Raw genomic sequence first — 20,308 nt, 5'->3', positions numbered from 1 at the left:
TTTCGTTGTTCGTGCTTATGGGTATAGCTCAAATTTGCGTTCTCTGCCTCATTGACGTTGCAACGCCCCTTGCCCGAGGATGATTGATGAACGATGGTTTCATTCCGATGACTAAATAGGTAGCGAATGCTTCGCTACCAGTCGCTCTCTTCCCGTCGAGTCGGAATGAAATTACGTAATCGCTTTCTCTGCATCGTCATCCTTCCGCTTTTCGCCTCGCTTTTCCTGTTCAGTGCCATCTCGTTATGGATGCTGGAAAATAGCGCCAGGGATCGGCTCCAGAACGAAGTCCAGACCATCACCCATGCCATTCGCATTCCATTGAGTTATGCATTGGAGAACGATCGCTCCAACGCCATGCAAAAGTCGCTGAGCACCACGTTCGAGTTTCAGAATATCTACGGTGCCTATATCTTCGCTCCCGACGGTAGCCATCTGACCGGGATCGGCATGGGAAAGAACGCTTTCGAACCGGATACCATCCGCCGGGTTGCCGAACACTACGAGGAGTTCGGCCAGCATGTCAGCGAAGGAAGTTTGAACTTCTACGCCTATCTGGCACCACTGACCAATCAGCGCGGCCAGGTGATCGGCGTGCTTCAAGTCAATCGCGTCGAGTCCCCCCTCGACAGCTATATCAATATGATCACGTTGGTGGCGCTATTTATTTTTGTCGCGGGCATCAGTTGGGTGATCTTCATCGTCTGGTGGGGTTTCAAGCACCACATCGACAACCCTCTTAAACACCTTCATCACACCATGCGACGCGTCGCCACGGGGGACCGTCGACAGCGGGCGAGTCTCCTTGGCGCAACCGAATTCAGGGAACTGGCCACGGTCTTCAACCAGATGATGGAGTCGATCGACGAGCGCGATCGTGAAGTCCTCGATCGACAGCAAAAGGAGATCGAGCTGGAACGCGAGCTTCGCCAGTCCCGAAAATTGGCCGAAATCGGCATCCTGGCAGCGGGAGTGGCCCACGAGCTCGGCTCTCCGCTGACCGTCATCAAAGGTCAGGCACGTCGACTCGCGCCGCAGGTTCCTCCGGATCAACAGTTTCGCGTGGCGCGAATCCACAGCGAGGTGGACAGGATGACCGGCATCATCCGCGAATTGATCAACCTGGGTCGACAGCACCAGTTGAATCGACGCCCGACGTCGCTCCAGGCGCTGGTCACGGACGCCTGCAAGCTGCTGGAGGGCCTTGTCGCCGAGCGGGCGACGGAAGTCTGCCTCGCACCACCGCTGCGCGACAAGGATATCGAAATTCATGTCGACCGCGAGCGCTTCCAGCAAGCGCTGATCAATCTGATCAAGAACGCGGTGCAGGCCAGCCCCAACGAACGCGTCACGATCAACGGGGAGATCGATACCGGCGGCACGGCGCGAATAAGCGTCAGTGACAGCGGGGACGGGATCGGCGAAATCGACCACGCCCAACTCTTCACTCCGTTCTACACGACCAAACCCGTGGGCCAGGGCAGCGGCCTGGGGCTGTCCGTTACCCACCGCACCCTGGAAGATCACGGCGGTCGCGTCGAGGTAAGCGATGGCGACCATGGAGGGGCCGTTTTCACGCTCGTGCTGCCCCCTTCACATGAAGAGGATAGAGACGATGTCGACGATACTACTGGTCGAGGATGATGCGGCCCTGGCGGAGTTGATCGAGGAGGAGGTCCGTGACCAGGGCCACGAGACGGTGGTTACCGCCGAAGCGGAAGCTGCCTTGAAGCAGCTCTCGGGACGGCAGTTCGACCTGGTGGTCAGCGATGTGAGACTGAGCGGCGAGATGAGCGGCATCGAGCTTTTGCAGCGCAGCCGCGATCTGACCGAACCGCCGCCTTTCATCGTCATCACCGCGTTCGGCACCATCGAGCAGGCGGTGCACTGTCTGCACCTGGGTGCCGACGACTTCCTGACCAAACCGATCGAACTCGACGAGCTCGCTACCGCCATCGATCGCGTTCTCACGCGGCGCGCGGTGACGGCACACTTCGACCGCTCACGCCACGCCGCCACAACACGCGAGTATCACGGCATGCTCTCCGGCTCATCCGCGATGCACAACCTGTTCGACCAGATAGGCAAGCTGGCAGCGAGCGATGCACCGACCCTCGTTCAGGGCGAAAGCGGCACCGGCAAGGAGCTGGTGGCTCGAGCCCTGCATGCCGACAGTCGCCGTCAGCGAGGGCCGTTCGTTGCGGTCAACTGCGCCAGCATCTCGCCGGAGCTGATGGAGAGCGAGTTCTTCGGCCACCGTCGAGGGGCTTTCACCGGCGCCGCCAGCCAAAGGGAAGGCTACTTCGCCGAGGCTGATGGGGGCACGCTGTTTCTCGACGAGATCGGAGAGATGTCGTTGGCGCTGCAAGGGAAGCTGCTGCGTGCCATTCAGGAGAGCGCGATCCGACCGCTCGGTGCAGATCGGGATCGGAGCGTCGACGTACGTATCGTCGCCGCAACCAACCGCCAGTTGGAGGTGGCCGTTGCCGAGAATCAATTTCGCCAGGATCTATTCTATCGCCTCGAGACACTGACATTGAAGGTTCTACCGCTTCGCGAGCGCGGTCGCGACAAGGAAATTCTGGCCCATCATTTCATCGAAACGTTGGCGAGCGCGCAGGGCAAGGCCATCCGGGAAGTGGATCCCTTATTGATCACTGCACTGCTCGACTACGCCTTTCCCGGCAATATACGTGAACTCGAGAACGCCATTACGCGTTGCGTGACGCTCGCCGTGGATGGCGTTCTCTCGGCGGAGGACCTGCCCTCGCGGATGCGCGAACCGGTCGACGCCGATCGTCAGACTGTCATCGAGGTCGAAAAGAGACCGAACGACTGGCAAACGCTCAAGAGCCTCGAGGCCGGCTATATCCGCAAGGTCCTCGAGGCCACGGAGGGCAACAAACGTCGCACTGCCGAAATACTCGGCATCTCGCGCAAGACGCTCTACCGCAAACTGGAAGACGCATGACGACCGGCTGCGCCAAAGCAAGCCCGCCAATCCACGGCGCTACCGGCGAAGAGTGCCCGTGTCGGCGGCGTCAGTGCGATGAGATGGTGAACGGCCAGCGGTATCAGGATCGCAGCGGCCAATATCAGCGGGCTTTTTCCCATCTCCTCATGCTGACGGAAGAAGTAGATAACGGGGATATGCAGATACATGATCGTCATCGAAGCGCGTCCGAGATGTCCGAGCAGACGCCGGAGCGACGAGATCTCGGCGATTCGCTTGGCCAGACTGGCTGTCACCGCGGTCAGGGCGATGGCGGAGCAGAAGCTGAATACCGGTATGCCATAGAGCGCATATTTCATGTCGACCTTGACCAGGTCGGTGACCGCCAGCGCCGCACAGCCCGCGCAGGCGAATAAGATGACGGCCGCCAAAGCCCAGCCACGCTCCCAGTCGACCTGGAGACGCTTGACTTCGTAGCCCACGAAATAGAGAGGTGCCGCCATCGCCACGACGTCGAGATTGCCAACCAGCCAGTCGCCTCGGAAATAGAGTTGCTGGACGTAACCTGACACGGCCAACAGCACCATCACCCAGTACACCCGATGTGGCGCCAACCGGGAAACCAGCCAGTTGGTCAACTGCTGCGCCGCGAAGAAACAGGTCACGAACCAGAACACGGCGAGCCACGCCGTCAACGCACGCCCGCCGAGTATCAGGTTGCCCGCCAAAGCGGCAGTCTCGTGCCAGCTGGCGCCGGTGTCGGAAACGGCGTGATACACCATGGGCAACGACAGCACGCCCAGAAAAGCGGCATAGGGCACGAGAAGATGCAGCGCCTTCTTGCGCAGATAGGCTCCAGTTCCTGGCCGAGGCCGAAACAGGAAACCGCCTATCAGGAAAAACAGCGGCATGTGAAAGGTGAACAAGAGGTCTCGGAAGTAGCCGCCATACAGATGGCTATAAGCCACCGACAGGATGCCGATCCCTTTCAGAACGTCGACCCATTCCCACTGCTGTCTCATGACTTCCTCACTGGCGTCTGCTGCGTCGCGGTCCGTCGGCCGATGTCTGACTGCCGACACTTCCTCCTGCTTTCAGCAAACCCCATGCCAAGCCAGAAAACGTATATTTTTTATAGTCTTACGAAATCCCCTCCAGATTTTGGTAACGGTGTGACCGGGTCATTTGGCGACATGTCGCAAAATGACACATGGGAAGGCGCTCACGGCACGGTGCCTAGAACCAGCCATGCAGCTTCCATCGCGCCGATCCACGCAAAGGGTCCAGCCGGCGATCTTTTTCGCCTACAATGATGGCCCCTCACGTCACGATGTATCGCCTTCATGAACCACGAGACGCCCACAGCGCCAGCGCGCAAGACCCAAACCGAGTCTCATGCTGCCCGGCCAGCGCCGGTGATCGCCATCTCCGGCCTTTCCAAGCGCTACGACTCCGGTTTCGAAGCGCTGAAGCATGTCGATCTGGAGATCCAGCGCGGCGAGATATTTGCGCTGCTCGGCCCCAACGGGGCCGGCAAGACCACCCTGATCAGCATCATCTGCGGGCTGGTCAACGCCACCGGCGGCAGCGTGGTGGTCGACGGTCACGACAGCGTCACCGACTACCGTGCGGCGCGCGCCAAGATCGGGCTGGTGCCCCAGGAACTGACCAGCGATGCCTTCGAGACCGTCTGGAACACGGTGCGCTTCAGTCGCGGCCTGTTCGGTAAAGCGCCCAACGACACCCATATCGAGCAGGTGCTCAAGGCGCTGTCGCTGTGGGACAAGCGCAAGAACCAGCTGATCACGCTCTCCGGCGGCATGAAGCGCCGCGTGCTGATCGCCAAGGCCCTGGCGCACGAGCCAGAGATCCTGTTCCTCGACGAGCCCACCGCGGGTGTCGACGTCGAGCTGAGACGCGACATGTGGGAGGTGGTCAGGGAGCTTCGCAACAGCGGCGTGACCATCATCCTGACCACGCACTACATCGAGGAAGCCGAGGAGATGGCCGATCGGATCGGCGTCATCAACGGCGGCGAGATCGTGCTGGTGCGGGAAAAGGCGGCGCTGATGCGCCAGCTCGGCAGCAAGCAGTTGACGCTGCACCTGCAGACGCCGCTGGCCAGCGTGCCGCCGGCACTGGCCCATCACCCATTGACGCTGGCCGAAGACGGCAACGTGCTGGTCTACACCTACGATGCCAGCGAAGCCGGCGATAGCGGTCACGTCAGCATCAGTGCACTGATCAACGAGATCGAGGCCGCCGGAATCCGTTTCAAGGATCTGCATACCAAGCAGAGTTCGCTGGAAGATATTTTCGTCAACCTGGTCAGAGAGCGCTCATGAACCTGCAAGCCGTCCGCTCCATCTACGTCTTCGAAATGGCCCGTGCCGGGCGCACGTTGTTGCAGAGTCTGATCTCTCCGGTCATCTCGACATCGCTCTATTTCGTCGTGTTCGGCGCCGCCATCGGCTCGCGCATTCAGGAGGTCGAAGGCGTCAGCTACGGCGCCTTCATCGTGCCCGGCCTGATCATGCTGATGCTGCTGACGCAGAGCGTCTCCAACGCCTCCTTCGGCATCTTTTTTCCCAAATTCACCGGCACCATCTACGAGGTGCTGTCGGCGCCGATCTCGTACTTCGAGATCGTGCTCGGCTATGTCGGCGCCGCCGCCTCCAAGTCGGCCATTCTGGGGCTGGTGATACTGGGCACGGCCAACTTCTTCGTCGACCTGCACATCCAGCACCCGTTCATGATGATGCTGTTCCTGTTGTTGACCGCCCTCACCTTCAGCCTGCTCGGCTTCATCATCGGGATCTGGGCCGACAGCTTCGAGAAACTGCAACTGGTGCCGCTGCTGATCATCACGCCACTGACGTTTCTGGGTGGCAGCTTCTATTCGATCGATATGCTGCCGCCGTTGTGGCAGGCGGTGACGCTGGCCAATCCGGTGGTCTACCTGGTCAGCGGCTTTCGCTGGAGCTTCTACGGCATCAGCGACGTCAGCGTGGTCGCCAGCCTGGTCATGATCGGCGTCTTCCTGGCCGTCAGCCTGGCCGTCATCAGTTGGATCTTCCGCACCGGCTATCGCCTCCGTCCCTGAGCGGGAGGCCCGCCTGGACACGCCGCCGCCTCTCTTTCGCGGGCCGCCGCCCGGCTGCCCGCCCTTTCACGCTTTACGAGCCATCTCATGCCGATACTGCAGACCTGCGCCCATCGCATCGACAAACAGGGCGACGAACATCCCGCCACGCTGACGAGCGGCGAAGCCATGCGCGACACCGCCACGGCAGAGTCGCTGCTGGCGGCGTTCAACTCGAGTTTCCACGGCAAGCCCAAGGCGTGGGGCCACTTCGTCGACGGTGCAGCGGGAGAGACCGACGACGCCAACGGCGAAACGGTGTCCTCGTCGCGCTTCGCCTACGAACTGGAACGCTATCGCAGCGGCGAGATCAACTTCACCGATTTCACCCGGGAAACCACCGAAAGCCTGACGCCGTTGATCGACGCCCATCTCTCGATTGGCGGCCACTGGTGGTTCGTTCACTCACGTCAGGGCGAAGCGGAAACCCTGACCCTGACGCTGCTCCATCAGCGCGACGGCTACGGCTTCGATGGCGAACTCGGGGTCATTCCCGTCCAGCAGCTCAACCTCGGCCAGTTGATGCTGGCGGCAAGAATCGACCTGACCCAGTGGCAACGCGGGGAGTCACGCCAGTACATCACCTACGTGCAGGACCGGGGCAACAAGAAACTGGTGGAAGCCTTTCGGCAGTGGCTTGGATGCCAGGAGGGCGTCAATGCCGGGGCCGAGACACGCACCCTGCTCAAGGCGTTCAGCGACTACGTGGAGAGCGAGGACCTGCCCGAGGAAGCCAGCCGGGAGAAGACCGACACGCTGATCGACTATGCCAATGCCCAGGCCAAGCGCGGGGAGCCGATCACGCTGGACGAGCTCTCCGAACTGGTCGACGAGCAGCAACCCAAGGCGTTCTACGACTACATCCGCAATCAGGATTACGGCCTTGCCGCCGAGATCCCGCCGGACAAGCGCACCCTGCAGCAGTTCAAGCGCTTCGCCGGGCGCGCCAGCGGCGTCTCCATCAGTTTCGACTCTCACCTGCTCGGCAACAGCATCGAGTACGACGACGAGCGCGACCGCCTGATCATCAAGCAGGTCCCCGGGCAACTGAAGGATCAGATCAAGCAGCGCAAGGGATGAAGGAAGTTTGATTCGCCGAGCAGGGGAAGACTCTCCACAAACCGGACAATAGTTAATAAACACTGAAAATCAACATATAAAATAGATCGTTATGCTCGTTTATCAGCCGCACTGGCGGAAAATTTCGCGCAGCCGGCTAAACCCTGCTTCCATCACGCCGATAGATGTCTAGATACGTAGTTTCGGCAGCAAGCCACGTGCGGCGACATGGAAACATGGCGCTGGCTTGGCGGGTCCAAATATATTGGCAGGGTGAATAGCAATGTCAGGCATCGGAAGAAGCGTCAAGGCGAGACTGGTCGTTGCTCTAGGGCTGCTGATCGCCTTGATGATCGGGATTGGCGTGCAGGGAGTGGTGAGCAATTATTCCACCCAACAGACAATGCAATCCATCGTCGGAGAGAATGTTCAGGAAATGATCGAACTTTCCACGGTGAGAGCAGCCATTGGCGACAATCGCACCATCTTCGCCAAGGTTGGGGCCGGTAATATCTCCGACACACAGCGACAGGAGGTCGATGCGAACCGCAAGCGCACCGACGAAGCCTGGAACAACTACTATCCAGCGCTGGTGTCGAGCGACGCGGAGCGGCAACTGGCCGATCGTTACCAGCAGCAGCTGCAATCGCTGCGCAACGCGTTGGACGGAGGCAAGGCAAGCGAAGCGCAGGTCAACGAAAGCTATGCCAACCTCTACGAGACGGTCACCTCGCTCTATCGGGGGGCACGCCAGGCCACCCTCGCCAGCTACCAGCTGAGTGTCGAGGACTATCAGTTCATCCGCAACGTGATCATCGGCACCATCCTTATCGGCCTGCTGATCGCCACAGTCATCGGCTGGTGGCTCAGTCGCGGCATCCTCAGGCCATTGCGGGAGGCCACAGCGTTTTCCGAGTCGCTGGCCCACGGCGATCTCGGCGTGCGCCTGAGCGCCAGATACCAGGACGAGTTCGGCCGCATGCTGGACGCGATGGCCACCATGCGCGACAAACTCTCCGGCGTCATCGGCAAAGTCGCCCTCAATGCGAGAAACGTCGAGTCAATTTCTGCCGAGCTGGCAGCCGGCAACGAAAACCTGAGCCAGCGCACCCAGGAACAGGCCGCCAGCCTGCAGGAGACCGCTGCAGCGCTGGAGCAGATCACCAATACCGTCAAGCAGAACGCCGACAACGCCTCCCAGGCCGACAACCTAGCCAGCCAGGTCAGCACGCAGGCCAAGCAGGGAGGAGAAGTGGTCAATGAAGCGATCACCGCGATGCAGGAGATCGACAACTCCAGCAAGCAGATCTCCAACATCATCGGCTTGATCGACGAGATCGCCTTCCAGACCAATCTGTTGGCGCTCAATGCCTCGGTCGAGGCCGCCCGCGCCGGTGAGCAGGGACGGGGCTTCGCGGTGGTGGCCCAGGAGGTTCGACAGTTGGCGAGTCGCAGCGCCGACGCCGCTGGCGAGATCAAGCAGTTGGTGTCGGAGAGCGCGCAACGGGTATCGCGAGGTTCGGAACTGGTCAACCGCTCGGGCGAGACGCTGACCGAGATCGTCAGCAACGTGGAAAAGGTAACGGATCTGGTCTCGGAAATCGCCGTGGCGAGCCGGGAACAGTCGACCGGAATCCAGCAGATCAATCTCGCGGTCGGCGAGATGGACAGCGTCACCCAGCAGAATGCGTCGCTGGTCGAGGAGTCCACCAGCGTGACCGGAAACCTGCAGAGCCAGGCCGAGCAACTGGCTCGCGAGGTCGGGTTCTTCCGTGGCTTCGATGACACCGACCACACGGCCCCCCCGCGCCCACGGCAGGCTCCGGCCCTGGCGCCGGCAGCGCGCCACGACAACCGCCAGGCGCAGCCGGAAACCGAGGAGTGGAGCAGCTTCTGACCCCGCAATGATACGACGAGGCCCCACTCACCGGCGGTGAGCGGGGCCTCTTGGTCATGCCGTGTCGGCCAAGTGTCGCCGTTACTTGCCGCGATTGGCCTTCACGCCCTCCTCGATGCGCTTGCCGATGGTGGCATCGATGTTGTGCCAGTATTCGAACACGCGGGAGAGCACCGGCTCCTCTACCCCGCCGGAAACGTGACCGACGACATTGTTGACCAGGCGGTCGCGTGCGGCATCGTCCATCACCTTGTTGACCAGGTCGTTGGCCTGGCTGAAATCGTCATCCGCCGGGCGCAGCGTGTAGGCGGTGCGAACGAATTCGCCATCGGCCTGCCACACCGCGTCTTCCGGATAACGTTCGGGATCGGCCTTGGAGCCACCTTTGCTGTTCGGCGCATAGACCGGGTCGCTGGCGTTGTGCATGCGCATCGCACCGCCCTTGCTGTAGCTGTTGACCGGCGCCTTGGGCGAGTTGACCGGAATGTGCTTGTAGTTCACCCCCAGACGGGCACGGTGCGCATCGGCATAGGAAATGGAGCGCGCCAGCAGCATCTTGTCCGGCGACAACCCGGTACCCGGCACCATGTTGTTGGGTTCGAAGGCGGCCTGCTCGATCTGGGTATGGAAATCCTCCGGATTGCGATCCAGTGTCATCTTGCCCACTTCCATCAGCGGGTAGTCGGCGTGCGGCCAGACCTTGGTCAGATCGAACGGGTTGAGGCGATAGGTCATGGCATCCTCGAACGGCATGATCTGCACCTGCAGCGTCCAGGTCGGATAGTCGCCACGCTTGATCGCATCGAACAGATCGCGACGGTGATAGTCGGCATCGCTTCCGGCCATCTCGTCGGCCTGCTCCTGGGTCATGCACTTGATGCCCTGGTCGGTCTTGAAGTGATACTTGACCCAGAAACGTTCGCTCTGCGCGTTGACCCACATGTAGGTATGGCTGGAATAACCGTTCATGTGGCGCCAGGTGGCCGGAACGCCACGGTCGCCCATCAGCCAGGTCACCTGATGCGCGGATTCCGGCGCCATGGTCCAGAAGTCCCACTGCATGTCGTGGTCGCGCAGACCGTTGTCGGCACGGCGCTTTTGAGAGTGGATGAAGTGCTGAAACTTCATCGGGTCGCGTACGAAGAAGACCGGGGTGTTGTTACCCACCATGTCGAAGTTGCCTTCCTCGGTATAGAACTTCAGGGCGAAACCACGCGGATCGCGCCAGGTGTCCGGGCTGCCCGATTCGCCTGCCACCGTCGAGAACCGCGCAACCATTTCGGTCTTCTTGCCCGGCTGCAGAAACTTGGCCTTGGTGTATCTGCTGACATCCTGAGTGACTTCGAAATGACCGAAAGCCCCGCCACCCTTCGCGTGTGGTTGGCGGTCCGGAATCATCTCGCGGTTGAAGGCCGCCATCTGCTCCATCAAGTAGTGGTCGTGAAGCACGATCGGGCCATCGGGGCCTACGGACAGTGCATTTTCTTCGCTCGCTACCGGGATGCCGGCATCCGTCGTCGTCGGTTTTCGGTTGTCGCTGGTCACGGTGATCTCTCCCTAATTCAACGCCGCAAGACGATGATCGCCTTGCGCTGGTACCCCTTGGGCGGACGCGACGAGTCAAATGCCCCATGGCCGTGATGACTCGGATGTCAGGTTCGCGACGCGATCGCCCGAATTCCGCCCGCCTCAGCCGCTTGCATCTCGAGCGAGTGGATCCGGCCCGAGCAGAAGGGCTTCCCGATACGGGCGCACCACAACTTATAGAGTGAACCCTTGGCACTGTCCAACCGCTGGAAACCGACCTTCGGCCAACGAAGCGACGATTGGCCATGAGTTCCATCCGCCCGATCTCGCCAGTGAAATGGCGAACCCGCTCGCGGAAAGGGCTTCACGATAGTTATAGACTTATTAAATTCGATTGCTGATAGTCATAGACAATACTCGACATGTTCAAATTTCATGGCGGTCACCACAAGTGATCGTCTCTCCCACCGGAACGGGCAGCGACCGAAATGATTTCTGCTCGATGGATCTGACGCCATTGTCGACCAAGAACAAGCGCGAGGACCTGCAGCTGATCCTCTTCACCGTGTTGATTCTGACCATCATGGTGGGCGGTACGCTGTGGATATTGTTCAACCTGTATTACCGCATGACGCCGTGACCCCGGGCACTCGGCTAGGGGCGCCAGCGCTGCCTGTCCCGCTGCGGTGGCAGACCGAAACAGCGCCGATACTCGCGGCTGAACTGCGAGGGACTCTCGTAGCCGACACGCTGCGCCACCACCGTCACCTCGAGGGTTCCGGCGAGCAGCAAGCGCCGAGCCTCCTGCAGGCGCAGCTGCTTCTGGTACTGCAGGGGACTCATCGCCGTGACCGCCTTGAAGTGATGGTGAAGCGACGACACGCTCATATGCACGTTCCCGGCGATGACGGCGACCGGCAGCGGTTCGGCGTAACGTTCGCGCAGCAGGCGGATCGCCGCCACGACCCGACGGGTCTGGCTATCCTTCAGCGCGATTTGACGTAGCCGGGCACCATGCCCATGACGAAGCAAGCGGTAGGCGATCTCGCGCTTGATCATTGGCGCCAGCACCGGAATGTCCTGCGGCGACTCCAGCATTCGCAGCAGACGCAGCACCGTTTCCAGCAGAGGGGCTTCGAGCCGGTTCACACAAAGTCCGCGCGCCGGTTCGGCGCCCGAGACGGTCGGCAGGTTATGGTCATGGATCAGCTCGCCGATCAGTTCGACATCGAGATCCAGGCGTAACCCGAGATAGGGCGCCTCCCGACTGGCCCGAAAAACATCCGCCAATACCGGCAGATCGACCGACGAGACCAGGTAATGCATCGGATCGTATTCGTAGACCTCCTTCCCGATCGAGAGCCGCTTGGCGCCCTGGGCGATCACGCTGAACACGGGATCGTGCACCACGTACTGCGGCGGCCGAGGCGCGCTCAGCCGATGGATCGACAACCCGGGTATGGCGCTCGGCAACTTGCCCTCGCGGCCCAGCGTCAGACGATCGAGCAACTCGACCAGTTCCTGGCGGTAACTCACGAGCACCCTGTCGTTCTCGACCGCTATCCCGTTTCCGGACATTGGCATCAGCGCATCGACTCGTTGATTCATGGTTGCGATATCTCTCCCAGCGATCGATTCAGCCTATCCCAACCAGCCTCTGAGAGGCACGTGAAGAGCTTCCTCTGGCTGTTTTAGGCAAATATCCGATCGGATCGAGCCAGTCCCGCTCCCTCCTGTCGTCCATACTCGGTTCCCTGCAGCCCTTTCCTTCATCGATAACGAGGAGTACCACCATGCACTACCGCAATCTGGGCAATACCGGCCTGTTCGTCTCCGAGCTCTGCCTGGGCACCATGACCTTCGGCGGCAACGGTGAGATGTGGAGCCAGATCGGCAATCTGCAGCAGGCGGATGCCGACAAGCTGGTCGGCCGGGCGCTCGGCGCCGGCATCAATTTCATCGACACGGCCGACGTCTACTCCCAGGGCCAGTCCGAAGTCATCACCGGCCAGGCGCTCAGGAACCTCGGTGTCCCGCGCGACGACGTCGTCGTCGCCACCAAGGTCTTCGGCCCCACCGGCACCGACGACCCCTACCGCTCCAGTGGCGTCAACAACCGTGGGGCTTCGCGCTACCACATCATGGAGGGTGTCAAGGCAAGCCTGAAGCGCCTGCAGCTCGATCACATCGATCTCTACCAGATCCACGGCTTCGACCCCGCAACACCGATCGAGGAGACCGTGCGCGCGCTGCACACGCTGGTCGAACACGGACACGTGCGCTACGTCGGCGTTTCCAACTGGGCGGCCTGGCAGATCATGAAAGCGCTGGGCATCGCCCGGCAGAACGGCTGGCACCGGTTCGAATCGCTACAGGCCTACTACACCCTGGCCGGGCGCGACCTCGAGCGCGAGATCGTCCCGCTGCTGGATAGCGAAAAGCTGGGGCTGATGGTCTGGAGCCCGCTGGCCGGCGGGCTGCTCAGTGGAAAGTACACGCGGGACAGCGGAGCACAGGCTGGCGATCGGCGCGCCACCTTCGACTTCCCGCCGGTAAACCGGGAGCGGGGCTTCGACTGCATCGACACCATGCGCGAGATAGCCGATACCAAGAACGTATCGGTAGCCCGGATCGCGCTGGCCTGGCTCCTGCATCAGAGGGCCGTGACCAGCGTCATCGTTGGCGCCAAGCGCCTTGATCAGCTCGACGACAACATCGCCGCCACCGAGGTGCGTCTCGACGAGGACGAACTGGCCCGCCTCGACCAGGTCAGCGCGCTGCCGCCGGAGTATCCGGGTTGGATGCTGGATCGCCAGGGCGACTATCGCCGCGAGCAGTTGTCAGAGTCGCGGCAACGGTGACCGGCCGCTGCTACGGAGCGCAGATCGGGGGCGGAGCGTGTCGGAAGGAATCGCAAATGGCGCAATCGAGGAACGCCGTGGGCCGACGCCTATTCGAAACGGCGACACTGAATTGCCGCCGGCGGCAAGCCCCCGAGACCCTCAGGATCACCCGTCCCGGGCACCGTTATCGGCGAGCCGAACGAATGGCGTCAGCCGGACATCGATGGTCACGGTGAGCGAATCCAGTGCTGCCGCCCGCTCCCGGCCTTCGGCACTGGCGCGGTGGAAATGCGGCGTCATCATCAGCAGATCGGCGATCGCCTGCGGCTCGCTCAGCGTCAGCGGGAAACGGATCGTCTCGACATCCCGCCGAGCCAGTCCATTGGGCGTCGTTCGAGAAGGTTCGCGCTCCGGCTTCAGGCTGGGATAGATGATCTCGCGCAACTCTCTCAGATGGTCCGGCCCGACATCGGCCTGTATCAATACCCCGCCCGGCTCGAGCACGCGCACGAACTCCGGATAGACCGCGAAACCAAACAGGCACAGCACGCAGTCCAGCGCACCGTCCTGCACCGGGAGCTTGGCATTGCTCGCCACCACCCAGTTACTACCGTCTGTCTCCCGATCACGCGAAACCGCATGCTCCTGTCTGGCGGCGCACAGCACCGCCCACTTGGAGATATCCAGCCCCAGCAACGACAACGCCGTCTCCCGCTTGCTCGCCGCCTCGGCCAGTCGACGCAGGTAGTAGCCTTCCCCGCAGCCGGCGTCGAGACAGCGAAGCTGGCCGTTCCCCGGTCGTGCCGAAAGCGCGGCGCGGGCGACAGCGTCGGCCACCGGCGCGTAGTGACCGGCATTCAGGAAGCGTTGCCGCGCGGCAACCATCGCCTTGCTGTCGCCGGGGTCGCGCGAGCGCTTGTGCTGGACCGGCAACAGGTGGGTATAGCCCTGGCGCGCCACATCGAAGCTATGGCCGGCATCGCAGCGCCAGGTCCGACCCTGACGCTGCATCGGCTTGCCGTCCAGCGGACACGCCAGCGCGGAGAAAGGAGTGGAAGACATATCGCTACCGCTTGCTCGTAGAGCCCGCCAGTCTACCCGACATCCCATCCGATGAGTGCGGGCCGTCAGACTGAAAGACGCGCCAGGCCGAATCCTGCCAGCGCGGATACGGCCTCTCCCGTCACCAGCCATTGCCCCAGCGACTCGCCCAGGGCACTGGCGAACTTGAAACCGTGGCCGGAGAAGCCACCGGCGACGATCAGGCCGGGGAGCGGTTCATCGATCAGGAAATGCTCGTCCGGCGTGCGGATGTACTGACAGACCGCACCGCGATGCAACGCCCCGACGCCTGGAAGATAGCGGTCGATCACCCGCCGCAGCTCGACCAGGTCATCGGGGTGATCGCCGAACGGCGCCATCGGCTCGCCTGGGTCCAACGGCTGGCCGCTGTCATGGCGGCCGATCTTGAAGCCGGCACCGTCGATATCGGGGAAACCGTAATAGATGCCCAGTTCCTCATCGGTCAGGCTGAATCCCGGGAAGCGCTGGGGCAGATAGTGGGTGTCCGCCTCGAACCAGGCGAAGGTCTTGCGCACCCGGGTCAGCGGCAGCTCGATACCCAGCGGCGCCAGCAGAGGCGCCAGGTGCTGACCGGTCGACGCCAGTACCCGATCGGCGACAAAACGCCGGCCATCGTCACAACTGGCCTCGAACCGCCCATCGACCCTATGCCGAATGCGCGTTATCGCCGTACCTGTCGTCAGCGTCACGCCGGGGCTGCACGCCACCCGCCGCCGCCAGCAGTCGATGATGCGCTCGACCCGCAACACGCCGGCGCGCGACTCGAAGCCCCCGCGCATCGAATCATCCAGCTGCCACCCCGGCCAGCGCTCGGTGGCCGCCACGCCGTCCATCTCGTCCAGCGGCAGATCGTATCGTCGGGCACTGGCTTCGACCTGCCGAATGAACGGCGCCGATGCCGGGCCGAGGTTGAGCACACCCGTCGGAACGAACAGCGACTCGCCAGTGTCCCGCTCCAGTTCCCGCCAGCGCTCCAGCGCGCGCAGGGCCAGCGGGACATAGCCGCTGCCCTCGCCGTAAGCCAGCCGGATCAGGCGCGTCTCGCCATGATGCGCGCCCTGATCGTGAGGCGGGCTGTGGGCGTCGAGCACCTGGATCGAATCCTCTCCGGCCGAGGCCAGGTAGTCGGCCGTCGCCAGCCCCATGCTGCCGGCACCGATGATCAAGGTCTTGCTGTAAACGGTCTGTGTCATGCGTCGACGAATCCCGGTATTCAATGGCTTACGTGGCGGTCGCGTCGGCGGTGCGCGGGGCCCGCTCGCCTTCGTTGCGCGAGATGATGGCGGTACCCGCCAGGTCGCCGGTGACATTGAGGGCAGTGCAGCCCATCCCGACCAGTGCGTCTATCGAGGTCAAGAGCGCCACGGTCTCGATCGGCAATCCGACCTGGGCAAAGACCGTCGCGATCATCACGATGCCGGCGCCGGGCACGCCGGCGGTGCCGATGGAGGTCAGCGTGCCGATCAGCACGATCTCGACCATGGTCATGAAGTCCAGCGGCATGCCGACGACATTGGCGGCGAACACCGCCGAGATCGCGATCCGGATCGCCGCACCGTCCATATTAATGGTCGCGCCCAGCGGCAGGCTGAAGCCGTAAAGGCTTTGGGAGATGCCCAGGCGCTGGGCGGCATTCAACGTCAGCGGCAGCGTGCCGGTACTGCTCTGGGTGGCGAAGGCCGTGGCCATCGGCGTGCGTGCCTCGCGGAAGAACGCCTTCAGACGCACACCGAAGACGCTCATCAACACGCCATAGAGAACGAGGTGTACCGCCAGTGCGAGATAGAGCACCACCACCATGCTGCCCAGCGACAGAATGGTATCCATGCCCTGCTTGGCCACGGTGCCGGCGACGATGGCGAACACCCCGATGGGCACGTACTGGAGAACACCCGACATCACCTTCATGGTCACCGCGTTGAGGCCTTCGATGACCCCATAGAGCTTGTCACCCAGCTCTCTCTGCCCGTCGCCATGGCGCATCTTCAGCAGCGCGATACCGAACACGAAGGCGGTGAAGATAATCCCCAGCAGATTCGGCTCGGCCAGCGCGCTGAGGATGTTGTCCGGCACGATGCTCAGCAGCACGCTGACGATCCCCGGATTCTCCGGCACCTCGACACTGGCGCCGTTGTCGAGCGCCATGCCCGTGCCAGGCGACAGTAACGACGCCACCGCCAGGCCCACCACGATCGCCAGGGCCGAGGTCAACACGTAGTAGCCGAACACCTTGCCGCCGATCCGGCCCATCCGGCCGACATCGGCCTGGTTGATGCCCACGATCAACGTGAACAGCACGATCGGCACGATCAGGAACTGCAGCAGACGCAGCAGCAGATCGCCGAGCGGTGCCAGCCAGGCGGCGACGGACTCGCCGCCGATCAGCCCGACCGCCACGCCAAGCACCAGTGCAATGGTGACACGCAGAATGAGTGAAGAGTCGAGATAGCCTCGAAACAGAGTTTTCATGAATGTACCTATGACTAGCCGCCGGAGGACGTCGCAAACCGCAGCGGCGTCGATGCCGCATAGCGTAACGCAAAAGCCCGACGCTAGGCCGGGCTCGGTATGGCGGGAACGCGAAATCAGCCGCCGATCTTGTCCTGCGTCTGCGTCTCGAAATCGCTGGCGTCGTGGCGTTCGTGAAGCTGGGTTTCCGGCTCACCGAAGGTACGGTTGACCATGCGGCCACGCTGCACGGCCGGACGAGCATCGATCTCTCTGGCCCAGCGCTGCACGTGAGTGTAGCTCTCGACATCGAGGAATTCGGCGGCCTCGTAGAGCCGTCCCAACGCCAGTTGCCCATACCAGGACCAGGTCGCGATATCGGCGATGGTGTACTCGTCGCCAGCCAGGTAGCGCGACTCGGCCAGGCGACGATCGAGCACGTCGAGCTGACGCTTGGCTTCCATGGTGAAGCGATCGATAGCGTATTCGATCTTCTCCGGCGCATAGGCGTAGAAATGGCCGAAGCCGCCACCGAGATACGGCGCGCTGCCCATCTGCCAGAACAGCCAGTTCATCGTCTCGACCCGCTGGGCCGGATCCCTCGGCAGGAAAGCACCGAACTTCTCCGCCAGATGCAGCAGGATCGAGCCGGACTCGAACACGCGAACCGGCTTGTCGCCACTGCGATCCATCAGTGCCGGGATCTTGGAGTTCGGGTTGACCTCGACGAAACCGCTGCCGAACTGATCGCCGTCGCCGATCTTGATCAGCCAGGCGTCGTACTCGGCATCCTTGCCCAGTGCCAGCAGCTCCTCCAGCAGTACGGTGACTTTGACGCCATTGGGCGTCGCCAGCGAGTAGAGCTGGAACGGGTGCTCGCCCACCGGCAGCGCCTTGTCGTGGGTCGCCCCGGCGACAGGACGGTTGATACTGGCGAACTTGCCGCCGCTCTCTTTGGGTTCCCAGACCTTGGGAGGGGTATAGTCGCTCATCACAACTCCATGACAACAAGTGGTCCCGACGAAGCCGTCATCACGGCCTCGCCATCGTGTGATAAAAACATAGCGTGTTAAAGGTTGCTCGGCGAGCTCGATAGCGCGATGCAAGCGCCTCAGCCGCGGAGTGCCTCGCGGCGGTTGGGCGGGATCAGCCCGTGGCGGCGCATGCGCCGGTAGAGCGTCGGCCGTGAAATGCCCAACTGGCGCGCCACCTGGCTGACGTTCCAGCTCGCCTGGGCCAGGGTACGGGCCAACGCCAGGCCCTCGGGATCGGCCAGCGCGTCGTCGCTTTCGCGCCTTACGCGGGCCGCCTCCGACGTCGCGGATGTCGAAGCGAGTGGCGGCGCCGAGACCAGGCCGGCGCGGCAGCTCTCGGGCAGGTCGTGCACGGTGACCGTCTCCCCCTCGCGGGTGGCCAGGGCGAACGCCAGGGCACTCTTGAGCTGGCGCACATTGCCCGGCCAGGGCGCGTCGAGCAGCGCGTGCAGGGCGTCGGCACGCAGCTGCACGGCACCATCCTGCTCGGCGGCCAGGGCGGCGAACAGCCGCTGGATCAGATAGCGGCGATCGGCGCGCTCGCGCAATGGCGGCAGGACCAGCTCGGCGCCATTGAGGCGGTAGTAGAGATCCTCGCGGAAGCGGCCCTCGGCGATCAGCGCGGCGAGGTCGCGATGGGTGGCGGTGACCACGCGCAGCGCCACCTTGACCGGCCGCTCGGCCCCCAGCGGCATCACTTCCTGCTCGGCCAGTACCCGTAATAGACGGCTCTGCAGCGTCAGCGGCATGTCGCCGATCTCGTCGAGGAATAGCGTACCGCCGTCGGCCTGCGGGATCAGGCCGCGCATCCCCTTGGGGTTGCCGCCGGTAAAGGCCCCGGGCAGATAGCCGAACAGCTCGCTCTCGATCAACGACTCGGGAATCGCCGCGCAGTTGACCGCGATGAAGGGGCCCTCGGCGCGGTCGCCGCTGGCGTGCAGCGCACGCGCCAACACCTCCTTGCCGGTGCCGGTCTCGCCCCGGATCAGCACGTTGAGCGGCTGCCGGCAGAGCCGTCGGGCCAGGCCCAGCAGCCGCTGCATCGCCGGATCGTCCCCCGCCAGGCGATCCAGGTCCGGCGTCGAGGTCGTCGCCACCGGATCGTGGGACGCGGTGGTAGCGCCAGTCGCGATATCAGTCACGGCGTCGGTCGCCGCCGCGTCACGCTGACGCGAACGAACACCGCGCGGCTCCACCAGTGCGGCGAAACGGATCTCGCCGCTGGCGCGCAAGCGCAGGGCACGTAGCTGGTCCGGCTCGCAGCGCGGCAGCGCCAGCAGATCGTCCAGTTCGGCCTCGAACAGCTGGGTCACCTGGGTCGGTGCCGGCGGCGTGCGCTGGGCGTGGGCGTCGATCAGCGCCCGCCCCTCGCCGTTGGCGGCGAGCACCCGCCCCTGCGGGTCGAAGGCGAGCAGGCCACGGCCGTTGAAGTGGACGAAGGCGCGGGTGGTATCGAAGCGCAGGATGGTGGTGTCGCGATAGCGGTGCAGGAAGTAGGCGTCCTCGATCATCCGTGCGTAGAGCGTAACCAGCGGCAGGCCAAAGCTCTGGCTCTCCAGCCCGCGGGGTGACTGCAGGGCCGAGATATCGAGCACCGCGATGGGCCGCCCCTGGGGGTCGTGGATCGGCGCCGCGGTACAAGTGAGCGCGATATGGGTGGCGTCGAAGTGCTCGCGCTGATGACAGGTCAGGGCACGCGCCTCGTGGATACAGGTGCCCACGGCGCAGGTACCGGCGTGGCGCTCGTCCCAGTCGGCGCCGAGATAGAGCCCGGCGCGACGCAGCGCGGCATCCTGGTCCGGATGACCGCGAAAGTCGACGGTGACCCCGTGGCGATCGGTCAGCAGCAGGACATAGCCCATCGGCGCCACCTGGGCGAAGAGCTGGTCGACCCCGGCCCGGGCCACGTAGAGGAGTTCGTCCACCGGCTCGCGCGAGTCGACTAGCGCTTCGTGGGTCAGCACACGTACCGGCCGCGGGCGGCTGGGGTCGAGCCGATAGTCGTCGACGCAGCGCCGCCAGGAGCGCTGGATGATCTCGCGCCCCGCCAGGGCCTCGCGCCCCTCGCCCAGGCGTACCAGCGTGGCGATGTGCTGGCGCTGTGCCTGCTCGAACCTGCCCGCTTTCATCAAGCCGAGTTCCATTCCGACGCCTCCTGCCGATGGCCAGCTGCCAGCCTGTGCGCTGTCTGGAAAGTCGACGCGCAAGGGTGTGTACGAAAATCGGCGAGCGACGGCCAGTTTGGTTTCCAGACTACGCCCTCGCGGCTGGCTGACGCCCTTGTCCGTTGGTCGCAGCGCCACCACCGAGCATGACAACTGT

General features: G+C 63.1%; 16 protein-coding genes. 8 read left to right on the top strand and 8 right to left on the bottom strand.

Annotated elements, in window-relative coordinates:
* Positions 1 to 165 precede the first annotated feature (165 nt).
* Both F0A16_RS00595 and F0A16_RS00590 read left to right on the top strand, forming a co-directional pair.
* Entirely contained in the window at positions 166 to 1,644 is a 1,479-nt protein-coding gene (locus F0A16_RS00595; protein ID WP_187775867.1) for a sensor histidine kinase, read from the top strand.
* Entirely contained in the window at positions 1,616 to 2,971 is a 1,356-nt protein-coding gene (locus F0A16_RS00590; RefSeq protein WP_239023657.1) for a sigma-54-dependent transcriptional regulator, read from the top strand. Before F0A16_RS00595 ends, F0A16_RS00590 begins: the two co-directional genes overlap by 29 nt.
* Here the strand turns inward: F0A16_RS00590 and F0A16_RS00585 are convergent.
* Complete coding sequence (locus F0A16_RS00585) at positions 2,947 to 3,975, bottom strand: acyltransferase family protein (RefSeq protein ID WP_149433468.1); 1,029 nt, start codon at positions 3,973 to 3,975, stop codon at positions 2,947 to 2,949. The two genes, F0A16_RS00590 and F0A16_RS00585, sit on opposite strands and share 25 nt — an antisense overlap.
* A gap of 321 nt (positions 3,976 to 4,296) precedes the next feature.
* Between F0A16_RS00585 and F0A16_RS00580 the strand changes: the two genes are divergently transcribed.
* From F0A16_RS00580 to F0A16_RS00565, 4 genes are all read left to right on the top strand, one after another.
* Entirely contained in the window at positions 4,297 to 5,298 is a 1,002-nt protein-coding gene (locus tag F0A16_RS00580) for an ABC transporter ATP-binding protein (RefSeq protein ID WP_149433467.1), read from the top strand.
* Positions 5,295 to 6,056, top strand: coding sequence for an ABC transporter permease (locus F0A16_RS00575; protein ID WP_149433466.1), 762 nt, complete (start codon positions 5,295 to 5,297; stop codon positions 6,054 to 6,056). The genes F0A16_RS00580 and F0A16_RS00575 overlap by 4 nt, the downstream gene beginning before the upstream one ends.
* A gap of 87 nt (positions 6,057 to 6,143) precedes the next feature.
* Positions 6,144 to 7,175: a nucleoid-associated protein gene (locus F0A16_RS00570; protein WP_149433465.1), complete on the top strand. Its 1,032-nt coding sequence runs from the start codon at positions 6,144 to 6,146 to the stop codon at positions 7,173 to 7,175.
* A gap of 262 nt (positions 7,176 to 7,437) precedes the next feature.
* Complete coding sequence (locus tag F0A16_RS00565; protein WP_149433464.1) at positions 7,438 to 9,051, top strand: methyl-accepting chemotaxis protein; 1,614 nt, start codon at positions 7,438 to 7,440, stop codon at positions 9,049 to 9,051.
* Positions 9,052 to 9,132: 81 nt separating this feature from the next.
* On the opposite strand, the gene F0A16_RS00560 is transcribed toward F0A16_RS00565, so the two are convergent.
* The gene (locus F0A16_RS00560) at positions 9,133 to 10,596 is read right to left on the bottom strand and encodes a catalase (RefSeq protein WP_149433463.1); all 1,464 of its coding nucleotides are present in this window, start codon (positions 10,594 to 10,596) and stop codon (positions 9,133 to 9,135) included.
* 484 nt (positions 10,597 to 11,080) lie between these two features.
* Between F0A16_RS00560 and F0A16_RS00555 the strand changes: the two genes are divergently transcribed.
* Entirely contained in the window at positions 11,081 to 11,218 is a 138-nt protein-coding gene (locus tag F0A16_RS00555) for a cytochrome C oxidase subunit IV family protein (RefSeq protein ID WP_187775866.1), read from the top strand.
* Positions 11,219 to 11,232: 14 nt separating this feature from the next.
* On the opposite strand, the gene F0A16_RS00550 is transcribed toward F0A16_RS00555, so the two are convergent.
* A complete protein-coding gene (locus F0A16_RS00550) occupies positions 11,233 to 12,186 on the bottom strand; it encodes an AraC family transcriptional regulator (protein WP_239023656.1) in 954 nt (317 codons plus the stop codon).
* Between the two features lie 185 nt (positions 12,187 to 12,371).
* Here F0A16_RS00550 and F0A16_RS00545 point away from each other — a divergent pair, with 185 nt between their 5' ends.
* Positions 12,372 to 13,439 (top strand): aldo/keto reductase, encoded by a 1,068-nt coding sequence (locus tag F0A16_RS00545; protein WP_149433462.1) that lies wholly within the window; start codon positions 12,372 to 12,374, stop codon positions 13,437 to 13,439.
* A gap of 147 nt (positions 13,440 to 13,586) precedes the next feature.
* Here the strand turns inward: F0A16_RS00545 and F0A16_RS00540 are convergent, their stop codons facing one another.
* The 5 genes from F0A16_RS00540 to F0A16_RS00520 all read right to left on the bottom strand — a co-directional run bounded on the left by F0A16_RS00540 (position 13,587) and on the right by F0A16_RS00520 (position 20,130).
* Positions 13,587 to 14,483, bottom strand: coding sequence for a putative RNA methyltransferase (locus tag F0A16_RS00540; protein WP_149433461.1), 897 nt, complete (start codon positions 14,481 to 14,483; stop codon positions 13,587 to 13,589).
* 65 nt (positions 14,484 to 14,548) lie between these two features.
* A complete protein-coding gene (solA, locus tag F0A16_RS00535; protein ID WP_149433460.1) occupies positions 14,549 to 15,697 on the bottom strand; it encodes an N-methyl-L-tryptophan oxidase in 1,149 nt (382 codons plus the stop codon).
* A 28-nt stretch (positions 15,698 to 15,725) separates the two neighbouring features.
* Positions 15,726 to 16,973: a dicarboxylate/amino acid:cation symporter gene (locus F0A16_RS00530; protein ID WP_149433459.1), complete on the bottom strand. Its 1,248-nt coding sequence runs from the start codon at positions 16,971 to 16,973 to the stop codon at positions 15,726 to 15,728.
* 116 nt (positions 16,974 to 17,089) lie between these two features.
* Positions 17,090 to 17,944 carry a glutathione-dependent disulfide-bond oxidoreductase gene (gene yghU / locus F0A16_RS00525; protein ID WP_149433458.1) on the bottom strand — a complete coding sequence of 285 codons (855 nt, stop codon included), beginning with the start codon at positions 17,942 to 17,944 and terminating at the stop codon, positions 17,090 to 17,092.
* Between the two features lie 119 nt (positions 17,945 to 18,063).
* Complete coding sequence (locus tag F0A16_RS00520; protein WP_239023655.1) at positions 18,064 to 20,130, bottom strand: sigma-54-dependent Fis family transcriptional regulator; 2,067 nt, start codon at positions 20,128 to 20,130, stop codon at positions 18,064 to 18,066.
* Between the last annotated feature and the right edge of the window lie 178 nt (positions 20,131 to 20,308).

Origin of the sequence: Salinicola corii (assembly GCF_008298015.1) — a bacterium.
In the GTDB taxonomy this organism is placed as follows: Bacteria; Pseudomonadota; Gammaproteobacteria; order Pseudomonadales; family Halomonadaceae; genus Salinicola; species Salinicola corii.
The sequence above is the reverse complement of the archived record's forward strand: the minus strand, read 5'-3'. Positions and strand labels throughout refer to the sequence as shown.